Origin of the sequence: Lysobacter niastensis (assembly GCF_031457115.1) — a bacterium.
Taxonomy (GTDB): domain Bacteria; phylum Pseudomonadota; class Gammaproteobacteria; order Xanthomonadales; family Xanthomonadaceae; genus Lysobacter_J; species Lysobacter_J niastensis_A.
The window spans coordinates 565,622-579,687 of sequence record NZ_JAVDVY010000001.1 but is presented as its reverse complement, the minus strand read 5'-3'; the positions used below and the strand labels follow the sequence as shown (position 1 = coordinate 579,687).

Annotated in this window: 14 protein-coding genes; 7 read left to right on the top strand and 7 right to left on the bottom strand. The window is 66.5% G+C overall.

Annotated features, from left to right (window positions below; translation table 11 throughout):
• Positions 1–232: 232 nt before the first annotated feature.
• The gene (locus J2X06_RS02730) at positions 233–559 is read left to right on the top strand and encodes a DUF6249 domain-containing protein (protein ID WP_310057958.1); all 327 of its coding nucleotides are present in this window, start codon (positions 233–235) and stop codon (positions 557–559) included.
• A 70-nt stretch (positions 560–629) separates the two neighbouring features.
• Here J2X06_RS02730 and J2X06_RS02725 read toward each other — a convergent pair whose 3' ends face one another.
• Positions 630–2,300: a M28 family metallopeptidase gene (locus tag J2X06_RS02725; RefSeq protein ID WP_310057955.1), complete on the bottom strand. Its 1,671-nt coding sequence runs from the start codon at positions 2,298–2,300 to the stop codon at positions 630–632.
• Positions 2,301–2,465: 165 nt separating this feature from the next.
• Between J2X06_RS02725 and J2X06_RS02720 the strand changes: the two genes are divergently transcribed.
• Complete coding sequence (locus J2X06_RS02720) at positions 2,466–5,447, top strand: DUF748 domain-containing protein (protein WP_310057952.1); 2,982 nt, start codon at positions 2,466–2,468, stop codon at positions 5,445–5,447.
• A 311-nt stretch (positions 5,448–5,758) separates the two neighbouring features.
• A complete protein-coding gene (locus J2X06_RS02715; RefSeq protein ID WP_310057949.1) occupies positions 5,759–7,033 on the top strand; it encodes a CynX/NimT family MFS transporter in 1,275 nt (424 codons plus the stop codon).
• Between the two features lie 3 nt (positions 7,034–7,036).
• Here J2X06_RS02715 and J2X06_RS02710 read toward each other — a convergent pair whose 3' ends face one another.
• Positions 7,037–7,789 carry a DUF6491 family protein gene (locus J2X06_RS02710; protein ID WP_310057946.1) on the bottom strand — a complete coding sequence of 251 codons (753 nt, stop codon included), beginning with the start codon at positions 7,787–7,789 and terminating at the stop codon, positions 7,037–7,039.
• A 178-nt stretch (positions 7,790–7,967) separates the two neighbouring features.
• Positions 7,968–8,177: a cold-shock protein gene (locus J2X06_RS02705; RefSeq protein ID WP_137832843.1), complete on the bottom strand. Its 210-nt coding sequence runs from the start codon at positions 8,175–8,177 to the stop codon at positions 7,968–7,970.
• 239 nt (positions 8,178–8,416) lie between these two features.
• Between J2X06_RS02705 and J2X06_RS02700 the strand changes: the two genes are divergently transcribed.
• The 3 genes from J2X06_RS02700 (at position 8,417) to J2X06_RS02690 (ending at position 9,725) form a co-directional block, all read left to right on the top strand.
• Positions 8,417–8,701, top strand: a complete 285-nt coding sequence (locus tag J2X06_RS02700) for a DUF4031 domain-containing protein (protein WP_310057943.1) — start codon at positions 8,417–8,419, stop codon at positions 8,699–8,701.
• Between the two features lie 86 nt (positions 8,702–8,787).
• Positions 8,788–9,024: a DUF3297 family protein gene (locus J2X06_RS02695; protein ID WP_310057941.1), complete on the top strand. Its 237-nt coding sequence runs from the start codon at positions 8,788–8,790 to the stop codon at positions 9,022–9,024.
• Positions 9,025–9,149: 125 nt separating this feature from the next.
• Entirely contained in the window at positions 9,150–9,725 is a 576-nt protein-coding gene (locus tag J2X06_RS02690) for a DUF3016 domain-containing protein (protein ID WP_310057938.1), read from the top strand.
• Between the two features lie 10 nt (positions 9,726–9,735).
• Here the strand turns inward: J2X06_RS02690 and J2X06_RS02685 are convergent, their stop codons facing one another.
• The 3 genes from J2X06_RS02685 to J2X06_RS02675 form a co-directional block, all read right to left on the bottom strand.
• Positions 9,736–10,497 (bottom strand): ABC transporter permease, encoded by a 762-nt coding sequence (locus tag J2X06_RS02685; RefSeq protein WP_310057935.1) that lies wholly within the window; start codon positions 10,495–10,497, stop codon positions 9,736–9,738.
• A complete protein-coding gene (locus tag J2X06_RS02680) occupies positions 10,494–11,447 on the bottom strand; it encodes an ABC transporter ATP-binding protein (protein WP_310061169.1) in 954 nt (317 codons plus the stop codon). The genes J2X06_RS02685 and J2X06_RS02680 overlap by 4 nt, the downstream gene beginning before the upstream one ends.
• Positions 11,448–11,544: 97 nt before the next feature.
• Positions 11,545–11,808: a DUF2798 domain-containing protein gene (locus J2X06_RS02675; RefSeq protein WP_310057932.1), complete on the bottom strand. Its 264-nt coding sequence runs from the start codon at positions 11,806–11,808 to the stop codon at positions 11,545–11,547.
• Between the two features lie 177 nt (positions 11,809–11,985).
• On the opposite strand from J2X06_RS02675, the gene J2X06_RS02670 reads away from it, so the two are divergent.
• Positions 11,986–12,360 (top strand): YciI family protein, encoded by a 375-nt coding sequence (locus J2X06_RS02670; protein WP_310057929.1) that lies wholly within the window; start codon positions 11,986–11,988, stop codon positions 12,358–12,360.
• Between the two features lie 200 nt (positions 12,361–12,560).
• Here the strand turns inward: J2X06_RS02670 and J2X06_RS02665 are convergent, their stop codons facing one another.
• A complete protein-coding gene (locus J2X06_RS02665) occupies positions 12,561–13,889 on the bottom strand; it encodes a metal-dependent hydrolase family protein (protein ID WP_310057926.1) in 1,329 nt (442 codons plus the stop codon).
• Positions 13,890–14,066: the final 177 nt, after the last annotated feature.

Genomic DNA, 14,066 nt, shown 5'->3' with positions numbered 1-14,066 from the left:
TTGTCCTGGCTTCTGCTTCCATACATGGGTGAACCGGGTTCCCTCGGCCGATCCGGCCGGCAATACCTTCTTGGATACGGCCTGGACGCCCTCGGTTGCACCCGCCGACGGACGGCAGCCCGGCGAGCTTTCGCCACCTGTGCAACCGGCCCGCCGCTGGCCGTATCTACTGCCTCGAGACCCCCAATTCGACCACTGACCCACTTCGACCACGCCCAACCGAGAGCCGGCCATGAACTACGAGATCTTCATCCCGATCACCCTGTTCCTGTGCATCACCTATGCCATCAAGGCCGTGGTCGATGCCCGCACACGCGCCAAGGTCATCGCCAGCAACGGTTCCGAGGAGCTGGTCAGGACGATGGTGCAGGCCGAGGCGCTGCAGCGGCGTCATGCCTCGCTGCGCTGGGGCATCCTGCTGCTGGCGATGGCGTTGGGCTTCGTGCTGATCGAAGCGTTCGGCTGGCGCGAAGTCACGCCCGGCGTGATCGGCGTGCTGCTCGGCGTCACCGGCCTGGGCAACCTGCTGTCGTACGTGGCCGCGCGCAAGCTCGGCTGATCGGTCCCCTTGAACAGAACGGGCGAGGCCAAAGCCTCGCCCGTCTGCTTTTGGTCGATGACGTGGAGCGTTACTTGCGCTGGTCGGCGCTCTGGTCGCGTGCGCCGCGGAACTCCGACGAGGCGTCCCAGTTCGGCCAGCGGTTGGAGTCGGCCAGGTCGCGGCCGACTTTGTAGAGCAGTTGCAGGTCGCGAGCCATGCCGGTGAAGGTCCAATCCGCTTCCCACTGATCGGCCGGCTGGTGGTAGCGGTCGGCGACGTACTCGTCTTCCATCTTCTTGCCGGCCTCGAGGCCGCCGTCGACCAGGTCATTGCCCGAACCGAACGAAATCGCCGGCACGCCGCGCTTGGCGAACGGGAAGTGATCCGAGCGGAAGAAGTGGCCGGCTTCCGGCTTAGGATCGGTCACGTAGGCCAGGTTCCACTGCTTCTGGGCGGTGTCCACCAGTTGGTCGAGCAGTTCCTGCTTGGCGCTGCCGGACGTGGTGAAGTTGCGCGCCAGGCCGTGCGGATCGAGCGCATCCATGTTGATGTCGGCCACCGTCGTGGCGAGCGGGTACAGCGGCTTGGAGGCGTAGTACTCCGAACCCAGCAGGCCCTTCTCTTCCGCGGTGACGGCCAGGAACACCACCGAACGCTGCGGCTTGGGGGCCTTGGCGTAGGCGCGGCCTAGCTCGATCAGCGCGGCGGTGCCGGTGGCGTTGTCGACGGCGCCGTTGTAGATGCGGTCGCCCTTGGCGTCGGGCTGGCCGACGCCGAGGTGATCCCAGTGCGCGCTGTAGATGACGGTCTCGTCCGGACGCTTGCTGCCGTCGATGCGGCCGACGATGTTGTGCGAGGTGATGATCTGGCGATCGACGTCGTACTTGGCGGTGAGCCTCGCGCCCTTCAGCTCGACCGGCTTGAACTCACGCGTTTGCGCCTGCTTCTTCAGTGCGTCGAAATCCAGCCCGGCGCTCTTGAACAGCTCGACGGCGAAATCGCGCTGGATCCAGCCTTCCATCTTCGGGTGCACCGAAGAAGGCGCGTCGCGCACCACGTCGAACATGGTGTTGGTGTTGGAGTTCTTCACCGTCGCCCAGCCGTACGAGGCCGGCGCGGTCTCGTGCACGATCAGCAGGCCCAGCGCGCCCTGGCGCGCGGCTTCCTCGTACTTGTAGGTCCAGCGGCCGTAGTAGGTCATGGCCTTGCCGCCGAAGTCGCCCTGGCCCGATTCGAAATCCGGGTCGTTGATCAGCACGACGACGATCTTGCCCTTGACGTCCATGCCCTTGAAATCGTCCCAGTTGCGCTCGGGCGCCTTCACGCCGTATCCGGCGAAGACGATCGGGGCGTTGCTGAAGTCGATCGTGGTCGAGCCGTCCTGCGCAGCGCGCACGGCGATCTGCTCGCCCTGCGTCAGCGCCTGCGACTTGCCGCCGACCTTCACCGACACCTGCGGCGTGCCCTTGATCTCGGCGCGTGCCAGCGGCACCGCCTGGGTCCAGGCGCGCTTGCCGTCGGTCATGTCGCCGCCCGGCTGCAGGCCGGCCTGCTTCATCTGTTCGACAACGTAGTCGACGGTCTTGGTTTCGCCTGCCGTCGCGGGGCCTCGGCCTTCGAACTCGTCGGAGGCCAGGGTCTTCACGTCGTTGGACAGGCGTTGAGGATCAAATAAGGGGGCGATGGACTTGGCCGCGGCAGCGGGCTGGGTGGCCAGCGCGATGGAGAGCGCCAGCAGGGAGACGGCGGGAAACTTCATGAATAATGAGGAACGCCTGGTGGAATCCGCCGATATTAGGCAGGGCGCGGCCCCGCATCTACATGACCAAAGTCCCGGGTCCTGTGACGACCGGTCGGGAAAGACGATGGCCCGGCGTCCGCCCCTCCGTCCCCCATGCCCCATGGGGGCGGCCGGGGCACTACGTTGAACGCGGCGAGACTGCTGCGTAACTGGCTGATCCTCATCCCGGTCCTGCTGGTGCTGGCGGTCGGGCTCTACGCGGCCGCCGGCTTCTGGCTGGTGCCCCGGCTGATCCGCTCCCAAGCCACCGATTACGTCAGCACCGAGCTGCACAAATCGCTGAGCCTGGGGGATATCCGGTTCAACCCGTTCACGTTCGAACTCGACATGCGCGACATCGCCATTGCCGATCAGGCCCGCCGGTCGGGCCGGCGGCCGGTCGTCGCGTTGCGCCGCCTGTACCTCGACTTCCAGGCCTCCTCGCTGTGGCGGCGCGCCTACACCTTCCGCCAGGTCGAGCTGGAAGCCCCCTACGCGGACACCATCATCCGCCCGGACGGTTCGCTCAATCTGGCCGACCTGCTGCCCAAGCCGGAGCAGCCCGACGAGCCGCTGCCGCATGTCTGGATCGAGGACCTGTCCGTCCACCGCGGCCACATCGACTTCGCCGACCGCAGCCGCAGGCGCCCACTGATCAAGGTTCTGTCGCCGATCGAATTCCGGTTGAAGGACTTTCACACCACACCGGCGGGCGGGGGCTTCCGCCTGGCGGCCGCGAGCGAGGAAGGCGAGCGCTTCGTGTGGGCAGGGCAGCTCTCGCTACGGCCGCTGGCATCAGACGGCCGCCTGCGCATCTCGGCCCTGAAAGCGCGCAGCGTGTACGAATTCATCGGCGACGAGCTGCCATTCCAGCTGACCCAGGGCCGTTTCGACCTGGGCGGCCAGTATCGCTTCTCGGTGGTGCCCAAGTCCGGCATGCGCCTGGACGCGACGCTTCCGGACATCAGCGCCACCGGACTGGGCTTGCGCGCGCGTGGCGTCGATGACGATTGGGTGTCGGTGCCCAAGGCGACGCTCGCCAATACGCGCGTGTCGTTGCAGGAGAGCCGCATCACCATCGATACCTTGCGCGTCAGCGGCCTGAAGGCGACCTTGTGGCGCGAGGCCGATGGCTCGCTCAACATCGAACGCCTGCTGGAAGACACCGATGCTTCCGCAGCGCCTGCGTCCGCAAGCGCTTCCGCCGACGACTGGAAGTTCGCTTTGGGGCGACTGGAGCTGGATCAGGCCGATGTATCGCTGGAAGACCGCACGGTCACGCCGGCCACTCCGTTCCATCTGGCGCCGCTGGCGCTGACCGCGTCCGGCCTGAGCCTGGCCCTGGACAAGCCCGTGCCGATCACCGTGCATGCCACGGTCAACGGCAAGGCGCCGTTGACGATCGAAGGCGAGGTCGTGCCGCAGACGGCCGCGGCGAAGCTTCGGGTCGACGTGTCGAAACTGCCGCTGTTGGACGTGAAACCCTATCTGCCGGACTACCCTGCGCTGGAACTGAAATCCGGTATCGCCGCGGCCGAGGGCGAATTGACGCTGGAACCCGAGGACGCCCCAGGTCCCGACATCCGCTTTGTCGGTGAAGCCAACGTCACTGCGTTCGAGCTGATCGAAGCCGCCAGCAAGCGGCCCTTCGTGTCCTGGGATCGTCTCGACGCGCTCGACCTTGACTACACCACCGGTCCGGATGCGCTGACCGTGCGGACGGTCCGGATCGCGCGACCGTTCGCCCGCGTGATCGTTGCACCGGATCGCAGCGTCAACCTGATCACGTTGTTCGGCGATTCCGAAACCGCTGCCGGTGGCGCGACTGGGAAATCCATTGCCACGAAGTCGACACCGACACGATCCAGGTTGCTGCGTCCGGACGCCGCGCGGCCCGCGCCGAAAGCCGCCAGCAGCGAACCGACGATGCCGATCACCATCGGCAAGCTGGTGCTCGCCTCCGGGACGATGAGCTTCGCCGACTACTCGATCCAGCCCAACTTCCAGGCCCGCATCGAGGCGTTGCGCGGCAGCATCACCGGCCTCTCCATCGGCGGTCCGCGCCTGGCGAAGATCGACCTGGCAGGACACGTCATCAACCGGTACTCGCCCGTGCGCATCACCGGCGAAACCAATCTGCTGGAGTACGACCAGCACACCGACATCGGCATGGAGTTCCGCAACATCGAACTGCCGATATTCAATCCCTACTCGGACCGCTATGCCGGCTATGCAATCGCCAAGGGCAAGCTGACCACGAAGCTGCACTACCGGATCGACGACCGCAAGCTCGCCGCCGATCACCACATCGTCGTCGATCAGTTGCAGTGGGGCGAGGCGACCGACAGCAAGGAGAAGGTGTCGCTGCCGATCCGGCTGGCGACTTCGCTGCTCAAGGACCGCAATGGCGTGATCAACCTCGACCTGCCGGTGACGGGCACGCTGGACGATCCCAAGTTCCGCCTCTGGCCGGTGATCTGGCAGATCATCAAGAACCTGGTGGTGAAGATCGTCACCGCTCCGTTCGACTTCATCGGCTCGCTGTTCAAGGGCGCCGAACAGGCCCAGTTCGTCGAGTTCGCACCGGGCTCGGCCGAACTGCCCGAAGGCGCGAAGAGCGCGCTGGCCTCGCTCGCACAGGGATTGGCGGATCGACCGGCGCTGCAGCTCGACGTTCCCGCTGGCCCGGGCATTGAAGCCGATGCCGCGGCGCTGACCGAACAGCGCATGCTGGCGGCGCTGGCCAGCATCGACAGCAGGAAGGGGCCGAAGTACGCGGAACTGGATCGCGGCGACAAGATCGATGTTCTGGAAGACCTGTACCGGCAGGATTTCGGCAACCGGCCGCGGCCGCCCGATGCGGCGGCGTCCGAGGAGGACACGACCCGCAAGGAACGCCGGGCCTCGCGCAAGGACAGCGAGATCGAATGGCTGGAGGAGCAACTCAGGCCGCGCTACCGCGTCGCGCAGGACGAGCTGGTGAAGCTTGGCCAGGCGCGCGCGACGGCCGTGCAGGAGGCACTGCTGGCGGGCGGTGCGATCGATCCGGCGCGCGTATTCCTCGCCGCCAACCTGCAGGTCGAAGGCAAGGACGACAAGGTGCGGATGAAGCTCTCGTTGGAATGATCCAGCGCGAGCCGTTGTCCGAGCGGTTGGGCTTTCCTCGTCCTGAACGGATGCATCGACTGGATACACCACCGCCTGTCCTTCGACTTCGGCGCAAGCGCTACGCTCAGGACGAACGCTCCTTCTTCGTTCTCCCACACCGCATGGAACCCAGTGTTTCCCCAAGCCGGCTGGTGAGGTGGATGCATCTGGCGCACACTGGCCACCCCCGCGCGAGTGGCGGCGCTTTCGCCCACTCCACTCCCCGAATCCGGCGCCGCTATTTCCTGCGATCCCGCGCCGCTCATCACCGCCGGAACGCACATCACGTCATGGACGCCGCCACCGCACGCCACACCCTGCAAACCGCATCGCTATGGCGCGATCGCGCGCTCGTGCTGATCGGCATCGTGCTGTCGGCGTTCAACCTGCGCACGGCAGTAACCTCGCTGACGCCGCTGCTCGACAGTCTCGGGCAGACACTGGGCTTTGGTTCGACCATGACCGGCGTGCTCGGCATGGTGCCCACCGCCGCCTTTGCGGTATTTGGCGTCGCCACGCCTGGCATCGCCCATCGCATCGGCCTGGAACGCACGGCGCTGCTGGCGATGCTGCTGGCCACCGCGGGATTGCTGGCGCGCGCCTTTGTCGGCGACACGTGGATGCTGTTGCTGACCTCGGCGGTGGCGCTGTCGGGCATGGGCATGGGCAACGTGGTCTTGCCTCCATTGGTGAAGCGCTACTTCGCCGATCGCGTCGGCACGGTCAGCACGCTCTACATCACCGTGCTGCAACTGGGCACGATCCTGCCGGCGCTGCTGGCGGTGCCGCTGGCGCAGAGCGCCGGCTGGCGCGTGTCGCTCGGCGCGTGGTCGCTGATCGCCGCCGCCGCGGTGCTTCCGTGGATCGCGGTGCTGTGGATGGAGCAGTTCGGCCACTCACGCCAGGCGCATGCGCTGGCCCGGACGCATGACCGCGCCGTCGCCGCCGGCGACGAGGCACCCGAGCTGGCCGAGCCCACCGCGGCGGGCCGCGTGTGGCGTTCGCCGATCGCGTGGGGCCTGGCGCTGATGTTCGGCATGACCTCGCTGATCACCTACTCGATGTTCACGTGGTTGCCGAAGCTGCTGGTCGAAGCCGGCGCCAGTCCGGCCTTGGGCGGCAGCATGGTCGCGCTGTTCTCGACGCTGGGCTTGATCAGCGCATTGGTCCTGCCTTCGGTGGCGGTGCGCATCGCCAATCCGTATCCGATCGTCATCGCCTGCACGGTGGCCTATGTCGCCGCGTTCGCCGGCCTGCTGCTGGCGCCGATGGCGGCGCCGATGCTGTGGGTGGCGCTGCTCGGTCTGGGGCCGAGCTCGTTCCCGTTGTCGCTGACGCTGATCAACCTGCGCACGCGCACGCCGGCCGGCTCGGCACGGCTGTCGGGCTTCATGCAGGGCCTGGGCTACAGCCTGAGCTGCCTGGGGCCGGTGCTGTTCGGCTGGCTGCACGACATGTCACACGGCTGGACCTGGCCCTTCGCCTTCCTCGGCCTGTGTCTGCTGGTGTTGCTGCTGGGCGGGTGGCTGGCGTGTCGACCGCGCATGCTCGAAGACACCTGGTAGCGGTCAGCCCTCGCCATCGATGGGATACACCGCCGCGATCGGACAGGCGAAGCGGCTGGCGCGTGAGGTGATCTGGCGACCGCGCTCGAAGGGCGCATCGTTGATCGCCACCACCTGGTCGCCGGCATTGCCGCACACCACTCCGATGCCCATGCCAGAACGCAGCTCGATCTGCTGCGACCCGGCCAGGTCTGGGCAGGCAGAGGACAGCTCGACGCGATAGAAACGGTTGCCGCCGGCACGCTTGGGCGACATCTCCACGATCAGTCCCTTGCTGTCCTCGGCCCAGGAGCGCATCCAGCGCGGGTTGAGGCAGTACGACGCCGACGCGGTGAACCCGTGCTGCTTTTCGGCGTGCACCTGCACGGCATCGAGGGTGTTCACGCCCTGGTCGTCCCGAGCGCCGGCACGCGCAAGTTGCGCGTAAGTGCGCGCATCGATCGGCGTAACCGCTGCGACCGCACAGCGCTGTCCGCCCGCTTCAACGAACTCCGGACTCAAACCGCACACCCAGCCTTCGCGCGCCAGCAAGCTGGCCTGGCCGCCGTTGACGGCGTCGGGACAGCTTTGCGCCAAGTCGACGCGGAATTTCGTTCCATCGATGAGCGCGATGGCGAGCGTCTGCGGCGAAGCCTGCCGCGCCTCCTGCATCTGGCGCGCATCGAGGCAGTGGGCGGCGGGAGCCGGCGAACGGGCATCGGCATGGGAACCGACTGTGGCAACGCCCAAAAGGGCAAACACGGCGATGGTGCGCATCCTTGCTCCTTGCTCCATTGGATTCGAACGGCCGGAGTCTAGGGCAGGATCGGGACATCCTGCATCACCACACCACCCCGGACATGCGGGCTCGACACTGCCGTCGGCTCCGCGCGGGCATAAAAAAAGCCCGGCCGAAGCCGGGCTTTTCGTTCACTACGCCGAAGCGTGGTGATGATTACAGCGGCTGCACCGCATCGGCCTGCAGGCCCTTCTGGCCCTGGACGACGGTGAAGCTGACCTTCTGGCCTTCCTGGAGGCTCTTGAAGCCCGAGCCCTGGATCGAACGGAAGTGGACGAACACGTCCTCGCCATTCTCACGGCTGATGAAGCCGAAGCCCTTAGCGTCGTTGAACCACTTGACGGTGCCATTCTCACGGTTGGACATAATTTGCTCCTTGAAACATAGATTAAAGACCGCTTTCGCGGCATGACGCTGGTTGCAAGGAGAAAACGAGGTGCAACGATGAGTGAAACAAAATCTACATCGGGTCACGAACCACGGTGACCCTTGACTAACTCAGCCCGGCCACGTTAGTCGCAATCGTCCAGAAACGCAACGCTGGCGGGTTGGAACGTTCAGCCTGCCCCCCCGAGGAACCCGCCCATGCCCCCCGCGAAAACCCCATGACAGTCTATGTCGACGATGCGGTCCACCTCTGGCGCGGCCGGCGCTGGGCGCACCTGATGGCCGACACGCTGGAGGAGCTGCACGCCATGGCCGCCCGGCTGGAGATCCCCCGCCGGTCGTTCCAGGACAAGACCAGCGGCGCCCATTACGACGTCCCATCCGAGTTGCGCGAGCGCGCGATCGAACTCGGGGCCGTGGCGATTTCACGCCACCGTGATCGTGAACAGGTGCGGGCGGTGATCGGTATCGCCAAGCTGCAGGGGCGCGGCGAGCACTCCTGAATAGGGGGCGGATGGGCGATCCGAGCCGGTCCGCCTTATCCTGTGCACCTGATCTGGCCGCCGCGCCGCCCTCCTACCGACCTGCCATGACCGAAACGCCTCCCGACCACCTCTCCAATGATCCTCGCAGCCCGTTCTATGACGAGTCCGTCCTCGAGCGCGGCATCGGCATCCGCTTCAACGGCGTGGAGCGCACCAATGTCGAGGAGTACTGCATCAGCGAGGGCTGGGTGCGCCTGCCAGTGGGCAAGTCGCTCGACCGCCGCGGCAACCCGATGACCACCAAGCTCAGGGGCGTGGTCGAGGCCTGGTTCCTCACCTGAGGCCGGCCGGCGAAACCATGGCTGTACGGCGGGGGCGCGTCCGGTGACGTAGCGCCGCGCCGGGCGGAGAATAGTCCTGAACCAAACCGGCATCGGCCGGCATTGACAGGTACTTGGAGTCCGCCATGAACCTGCGTTCCACCCTCATCGCCCTCGCGCTGGTCCTGACCGGCGCGACCGTGGCCACCGCGTCCGGCACTGCTTCTGCCCGCATCCGCACCGTCACCGGCCCCGACGCGCCACGCGCCCTGCCCGAGCAGGGGCCGGTCAGCGTGACCTGGGATGATCCGGCCAACTTCACCGAGATCCGCTACAGCCTCAACAAGTTCGAGTCGCGCCGTGGCGACTGGGTCGAACAGTTGGCCCAGCACCTGCGCGAACGCGCTGAAAAACGGCTCCCCCCGGGGGAGCAGTTGCTGGTGAACATCACCGACATCGACCGTGCTGGCGCCTATGAGCCCTGGCGCGGCGTGCAGTTCTACGACACGCGTTTCATCCTCGACATCTACCCGCCGCGGATGACGTTCAACTACCGCCGAATCGGCGCCGGCGGCGATGTCCTCGCCGAAGGCGAGCGCGAAATCAGGGACATGGGCTACCTGATGACGGCCAACCCCTACTTCAACAGCGACACACTGCGCTATGAGAAGGCGATGATCGACCGCTGGATCTCGCAGGAGCTACCAAGACCTGGGACCTGAGCCGCAACGCTCAGGCCTTCAACCGCCAGCCCGTGCGGAAGATCCAGTACACCGCGGCCAGGCATAGACCGAGGAAACCCAGGATCGCCGACGTGCTGACAACGACATTGACGTCGGCAATGCCGTAGAAGCTCCAGCGAAAACCGCTGATCAGGTACACGACCGGGTTGAACAACGCGATCTTCTGCCACAGCGGCGGCAGCATGTTGATCGAGTAGAACGCGCCGCCCAGGAAGGTCAGCGGCGTGACCACCATCAGTGGGATCAGCTGCAGGCGCTGGAAGCTGTCGGCCCACAGCCCGATGATGAAACCGAACAGGCTGAAGGTCAGCGCCGTCAGCAGCAGGAAGCAGACCATCCAGAACGGGTGCGCGATCTCGTAGTCGACGAAGAAGCGCGCGGTGACCAGGATCAGCGTGCCCAGCATCAGCGACTTGGTCGCCGCGGCACCGACATAGCCCACCACGATCTCGAACGCCGACACCGGCGCCGACAGCAGCTCATAGATGGTGCCCGACCATTTGGGCAGGTAGATGCCGAACGAGGCGTTGGAGATGCTCTCGCTCAGCAGCGACAGCATGATCAGGCCGGGAATGATGAAGGCGCCGTAGCCCACGCCGTCGACCTCGCCCATGCGCGCGCCGATCGCGGCGCCGAACACGATGAAGTACAGCGACGTCGACAGCACCGGCGAGACGATGCTCTCCATCAGCGTGCGGAAGGTGCGGGCCATCTCGAAACGGTAGATCGCGCGGATCGCATGAACGTTCATGCCCTCGCCTCCCTGCCGTGGCGCACGAGATTTACGAAGATCTCCTCCAGCGAACTCTCGGTGGAATGCAGGTCCTTGAAGTCGATGCCGTGCTCGTGCAGGCGCCGCAGCAGTGCGGCGATGCCGGTCTCCTGCGCCTGCACGTCGAACGTGTAGACCAGTGCCTGGCCGTCCTCGGTCAGCTCCAGCGGGTACGACGCCAACGCCTCCGGGATGCGATCCAGTGGCGTCTGCAGATGCAGGGTCAGCTGCTTCTTGCCCAGCTTGCGCATCAGCGTGGCCTTGTCCTCGACCAGCACGAGTTCGCCCTTGTTGATCACGCCGATGCGGTCGGCCATTTCCTCGGCCTCCTCGATGTAGTGCGTGGTCAGGATGATGGTCGTGCCGTTGGCCCGCAGGCGGCGCACCATCTGCCACATGTCGTGGCGCAGTTCGACGTCGACGCCGGCGGTGGGCTCATCCAGGAACAGTATCTGCGGCTCGTGCGCCAGTGCCTTGGCGATCAGCACGCGCCGCTTCATGCCGCCCGACAGCGTCATGATCTTGCTGTCCTTCTTGTCCCACAGCGACAGGTCGCGCAGCACCCGCTCCAGGTGCGCCGGGTCGGGCGACTTGCCGAACAGGCCGCGGCTGAACTTCACCGTCGCCCACACGGTTTCGAAGGCGTCCGTGGACAACTCCTGCGGCACCAGCCCGATCTTGGAACGCGCCGCGCGGAATTCGCTGACAATGTCGTGGCCGTCGGCCTGCACGCTGCCGCTGCTGGCGTTGACAATGCCGCAGACGATGCTGATCAGCGTGGTCTTGCCTGCGCCGTTGGGCCCCAGCAGCGCGAATATCTCGCCGCGCCGGATCTGCAGATCGACGCCCTTGAGCGCCTGGAATCCCGAAGCGTAGGTCTTGGTGAGATCGCGGATGTCTATGACGGGCGTGTCGATGGCCGGCGGCATGCCGCGTTCCTTTGGCAACGATGACTGCACGCCATCGTAGCGGAGTGCGTCACTGTCGAGCGTTTGATCGTCCACGGCGTGCTCCACGTGCCTGCGATCAGCCCATGCTGCCCAGCCGACGCGCCCTGTCTGACGCGTCGGCCCGTGTCAGCCGCGCCAGCAAAGCGCGCATGCCCGGCACGATCACCAGCGCCGCCGGCAACGCGACCGCGAACGCCACCGGCCACTGCTGCAACCACACCCGCAGCAGACCGGGCTCCGCGCCGTGATTCAACAGGGTCATCGCGAAACTGATGACGCCCGACATCGCGGTCACCATCAGCGGCGTGAATGCGAGCTGCGCTTGCCTGGGAGTCAGCATGGCGACATGGGAGAAGTGGGGGAGTCGACAGGTTAGGACGCGCGCCGGCGAACGATAAGCCGCCCGATCAGGGAAGAATCATCCCGTCAGCGGGCGAATCATTGGCTCCTGCCACGACGTGGCGACATGCCCGCGCCTTGCCGGCACAATGCGGACGCCCCCCCGTCGAGAGATCCGATGAAATTCCTGCTGATGGTCTACACCGATCCGGCGCTGCTGGAGGCGCTGCCCGAAGGCGAATTCGAATCGATGATGCGCGGCTGCCTGCAGCACGCCGACGACATGCAGGCCAGCGGCAAGCTGCTCGACTTCCAGCAGCTGGAATTGCCTTCAACGGCACGCTCGGTGCGCACGCGCAGCGGCAAGGTGGCCATCACCGACGGCCCGTTCGCCGAGGCCAAGGAAGTTTTCGCCGGCTTCAACCTGATCGAGGCCGAGGACATGGACGAAGCCGTGCGCATCGCACAGGAATTCCCGTGGACGCAGACCGGCTCGATCGAGGTACGGCCGGTGCGGGATATCGGGGAAGTGCGCAGGCGCGTTGGGGCGTAAGGCGTTTTCTTCACCCGGAGCCCGCTCCCTTGAGAGTCCTTCTCCCGCTTGCGGGAGAAGGTGCCCGAAGGGCGGATGAGGGCGGCTTTTCGCGGGAGCGCCTGCTGGACCAGGCCAGCCGGCCGCTAGCAACAGCAGATGGATCCCGGCGCTCGCCGGGATGACGGCTTCAGGCTGTCCGGCTTGCTGCGCGCCCCGGCTTACTGCGCGCCTCCGCGTACGACCGTGCCCTGCTTCATCACCAGCACAGGCTTCTCGGTCGCTCGGATGTTCTCCAGCACGTTGCCCGGCACGGCGACGATGTCGGCAAACTTGCCCGCTTCGAGCGTACCGGTCTCGCCGTCCACGCCAAGCAGCTTCGCCGACCCCTGGCTGCTGGTCATCAGCGCCGCGGCCGGGCTCATGCCCAGATCGACCATGTCGCCGAACTCCTGGGCGTTCAGACCGTGCGGATACACCGCGGCATCGGTGCCCAGCGCGATCGGAACGCCGATGCGCAGCGCCTCCTTGAACATCTTCGTGTGCGCGGCACCGGCGGCACGGGCCTTCTCGCCGATCTTGGGCGGATAGGTGTTGGCCTTGTCGACCACCCAGACCTGGGTCATGCGCGTCGGCACCAGATAGGTGCCCTTCTTCTTCATCAGCTGCAGCGTCTGCGTGGTCAGGAAGCTGCCGTGCTCGATCGAATCCACGCCGGCCTCGACCGCCTGCCGGGCGGCCACGTCGCCGTGGCTGTGCGCGGCGACCTTGCGGCCCCAGGTGTGCGCCTCGGTGATGATCGCCGACAGCTCGGCGGGCGTCAGCTGCGGCACATCGACCGGATCGGCTTCGGACAGCACGCCGCCCGATGCGCAGATCTTGATGACGTCGGCGCCGAACTTCATCTGCTCGCGCACCGCCAGCTTGCATTCGTCGGGGCTGTTGCAGACGCCTTCCAGCGTGCCGGCCGGCTTGACCCGGTCGGGTGGGAACGGCGAGCTGTCGCAGTGTCCACCGGTCGAGCCGATGGCGTGGCCGGCGACGAGCAGTCGCGGGCCTTCGGCCAGGCCGCCGTTGATGGCATTGCGCAGGGCCACGTCGACGAAGTCCGGCGCGCCGACCTCGCGCGCCGTGGTGACGCCGGCCTGCAGCGTCGCCTTGGCGTTGCGGCCCGCATGGAACGACTGCTCCACGGGGAAGCGCAGCATGTTGTCGTAGAAACCCTGCGCCCAGTTGTCGTCGTGGTCGGAGGCGATGTGGGTGTGGGCGTCGATGAAACCGGGCAGCAGGGTGGCGTCGCCCAGGTCGATCACCTGCGCATCGGCCGGTACCGGAGCCGCCGAGCCGACACCGACGATGCGGTTGCCCTGCACCACCAGCAGGCCCGGCGACTCCAGGCGTCCGCTGCGGCCATCGAACAGGTGCGCCGCCTTCAACACCTTCGCCGGGCTCGCGGCGGCTGGCGGCGGCGCCTGCTGGGCCTGGCTGGCGATGGCGGACAACAGGCCCACGGACAGGCCCGTCAGGGCCACCACTGCACGAAGCTTCATCCCCTTCCCCCTGGTGATATGTCCGGCGAGTGTAGGACATGGGGCCGGGCGCGCTCTGCATCGTTCGTCATGCCCGCCGATGTGCCCAGTCTCGGTCCTTGCGACGGCGTCGCCTGACACTGGCGCCCTCCTCGTCAGGGAGATTGCCGGGGCGACGCGCGGTCTGGGCCCGTCGCG